Raw genomic sequence first — 3308 nt, 5'->3', positions numbered from 1 at the left:
ATACTCTACCCCGCGTGTATACGTTGCTTGACTTGAGGCTAATTGTCGAATCAAAAATTCACTAAGTACAGTCGTCAAGGCTCGATCATCCTTTATAAGAATAGTCTTTTATCTATCATAGCATAACTCGTTTAAGCTAGGTCCACCAATCCTTGTCATTTGCGTTTAACCCGCATTAATAAGGGAATAGTAAACTTTACGCATATAAAATTTCATAGAAGTAGGTGAAGGGGTTGCCTTATTTTCGCATAATATTAACAGGAATAGCCAAGATGCTAAGCAAAGTATTCAGCATGGCGACTCTGACATTCTTTGGTCGCATTCCCTCACAAGATGATTCTAAAGTAAGTTTCATGGGGCTTTTGTCTCTTTATTGGATATACATCCTTGTGACAACTGTTTTTCCAGACTTAGCGGAGACCTTTATCCCACTCATGCCTGATGACGACACAATTGTCCGGATTGCCTCGATTGTTTTAATTGTGTTGATTCCACTCGTGAACGGATACACTTCCACTAAAATGAAGAACCGAGATCCATCTTGTTCCAAAATCAAGCAGACCCTAATGGGTTATCCTTATACACTGATTCTTGGCGGTATGTCGATGGTTCTGCTTGTATTGATTCCTATCATTAAGCTACCGAATGTTTTAAAGATGCATTCACAGCAACAATTTGCCATCATGATTCGTAAAGGAAAATATGATGATGTTTTAAAAGAAGTTGATGAGACCTTATCWAAACACAACATTAAAACTCATGTTCACGATCCAAAAACGATCGTCATGTTAAACTTCATGATGCTCTCCTATGTACTCGAACATATTTTCAACTTTACGATTGCAAAAAAGATGAAATACATCACTGCAACGCTTGAAGAAAATGAAGTCGAGATCACCGTTCATGCTACTGATATATCGATTGTTGGACCACGACAAGAAGTCTGTGAAGTAAAACATATCTTATCTGAGGAAATGCAGCCGGTCGATTTTTATTTCACTTGGGATCATGGCTTACAAAAGCTTGAAGATAACATCCAAGAAATGAGACATCAACTTGAAAACGGTGAAGACATTAACATGGATGAATTAGAAAACATCACGGATGAATTACGAAAAGCTTCATTAGGGAATGAAGATTGGAATGCGATGCGCAGACAAATTTACAAGCTAGAAAGAGATTATTATAAAAGCATATGTAAGGATGAGGATTCAACTATTAAAAAGGGCGATTCAGAGGTTTAATCATACAACCTCATGAATCACCCTTTTTTCATTTATGTTCCTGTATGATCATCATACTTTCCTCCATCATGCAGAAGCTGTAACATAGGATGGGTTACAAGCTTTGGTCCTTCTGTTGATCTCATAACGAGTTTATCAGCCCCGCTTGCATATTCAGAAAGGGCATATCCTCCTTCATCGCGTTCCAAAAGAATATCAACTTTCACAGGAAGTTTTGATAGTTGATTCATAAGAGTTTCAGCTGTTGTTCGTTGCAGGGTTACGTCGCTTCTAATAATCATGTCAATGTCACTTTTTAAATGAGTAGTAGGATTCCTTGTAATTAATTCAAAACCGACACTTCCCGTCGGCCCCCATGTTAATGGATATTCAGCAATCATTTCCTCAATTGCTTTCAACGCTTCATTTATATGAGAAGCATGAGTTTGTACGTTACTTACATCAATGGACTCCGGAGTATAGATTTTTTTAATAGATGAAATTGAGATCGTACTTGCGCAACGTTCACTTCGATGCTTCCCCCTTATACCTATAGGGATGAGCCCATCTATAATCGGTGCTCTCCGTACAACAACATATGGAAGCTCTCTTAATGACTGACGCACCCAATCGGGGAAGGTTTCCTTTAAAAGAAAACCCTCCACATTTGTTAATTCAATTAGGTCATGAACTCTTACCATTGTTCTTTTAACAACTTTCTTACTTTAATAGAAGCTACGCGATTTTCAACTGCCATGTCTGATTTTAGTCGATGACTGAAATCATTTTGGCTCATTCGAACTAAGTCGATTGTAGAGGAGATTTTTTCTTCAATTCGTTTAACCTGGTCATTCGTAGGTTGATCTGCCTGTACGTCTTTTATTAATTCATCGAGCGTCCCTAATGTTGCAAATGAACCAATATCATATGCCATAGCAGGAACCTTACTTGTAGCTTCTTCTAATTCTAGAATCGTCCGTCTTGTAATTTTAGCTGCTGATTGCTTTGACATAACATGGATGTTTACTCCTTCATCATCYAATGCTAGAATTCGATTCGCTTGAAGTCCATGCGCTAAAAACGCTCCAGAGATAGCTTTTCCTACTACAAGACTGATAATTGGATGCCCCTTCTGTCTAGCTGTGGCATATGCATCAACACTAGCTGCACATGCTTGGTGAATCCMAAACAATTCTTCATGATAACCATAGGCTTGACTAGGAACATCCACAATCGCCACAATTGGCCTTTTCTCTCCGTTTCTATCCGCTTCGATCACTTCATGAATGTATTTTGCTAACATCCACCCTTCTTTCAGACCAAGCTCTCCGTTCCGAGCTCTATAAAAGGTGGCTTCTGGATTCGCTGTCACACATAAATAACGTATCCCATCTTGATCTGCACATAAGACAGATTCAGCGTCTCTCTTATAAGACTCTGCTCCTTTTGTAAGCAAGTTAAACCATTTTGCTCCTCTTGTTTGTTCCGATTGAGAGCTTGCATCATTTTCAAAGCCACTATGCACCTCATCTGACTCGCTCCAAAGTTCCCTTGCCTTCAAGGGAGAGACCTTTTCTTCCAGAGAAATGGAATTTAATAAAGAGAGATAACGTTCTACTTGTGAGCTGCGAGGTTGGCTCAATCCATCTTTGTATATTTGGTGTAAACAATTCTTTATTTGATCTACGTCATCGTCAACAAGATGATCTACTAAACCCATAGCCAAACGTTGTTCTCCACCGATCATTCCCCAGATGCTTTGTCGATCTTGAGAATCAATTTCTTCGATTCCTGCTTCAAGCTCAACAACTTCTGGACCATTTAATCCAATTCGCCCTTCTTTTGTAGCAATGATCGCACTTAACAGACCAGCATTAATCGACATCCCCCCAAAGGAACCTATCTTTCCAGGGACAATGCCAATAACCGGAGCGTATTGCCGAAGCTCAACGATTGCTGAACCAATTTCAGAAATAGCAATTAAACCATAGTTGGCTTCTTGTAGTCGTACACCACCAGTATCAAAAACAATGACTGCTCTCGTTTTCTTCCCTTTTTTATTATCTTCTATCGCTAATTCTAGAG

Annotated in this window: 3 protein-coding genes; 1 reads left to right on the top strand and 2 read right to left on the bottom strand. The window is 39.2% G+C overall.

The annotated features are described in order from the left end of the window. Positions 1-272: 272 nt before the first annotated feature. Positions 273-1244 carry a hypothetical protein gene (locus tag AB685_RS28935; protein WP_047974066.1) on the top strand — a complete coding sequence of 324 codons (972 nt, stop codon included), beginning with the start codon at positions 273-275 and terminating at the stop codon, positions 1242-1244. Between the two features lie 32 nt (positions 1245-1276). On the opposite strand, the gene AB685_RS28930 is transcribed toward AB685_RS28935, so the two are convergent. Next, entirely contained in the window at positions 1277-1924 is a 648-nt protein-coding gene (locus AB685_RS28930; RefSeq protein ID WP_047974065.1) for a malonate decarboxylase holo-ACP synthase, read from the bottom strand. Beyond that, the coding region (gene mdcE / locus AB685_RS28925; protein WP_047974064.1) for a biotin-independent malonate decarboxylase subunit gamma at positions 1918-3308 on the bottom strand (1391 nt) is incomplete at its 5' end. The genes mdcE and AB685_RS28930, both read right to left, overlap by 7 nt.

Source organism: Bacillus sp. LL01 (assembly GCF_001037965.1).
The sequence above is the reverse complement of the archived record's forward strand: the minus strand, read 5'-3'. Positions and strand labels throughout refer to the sequence as shown.

What these genes read in the sequence shown, in the direction of transcription:
- AB685_RS28930 (WP_047974065.1), bottom strand. Translation starts at nt 1,924, where the DNA reads ATGGTAAGAGTTCATGACCTAATTGAATTAACAAATGTGGAGGGTTTT.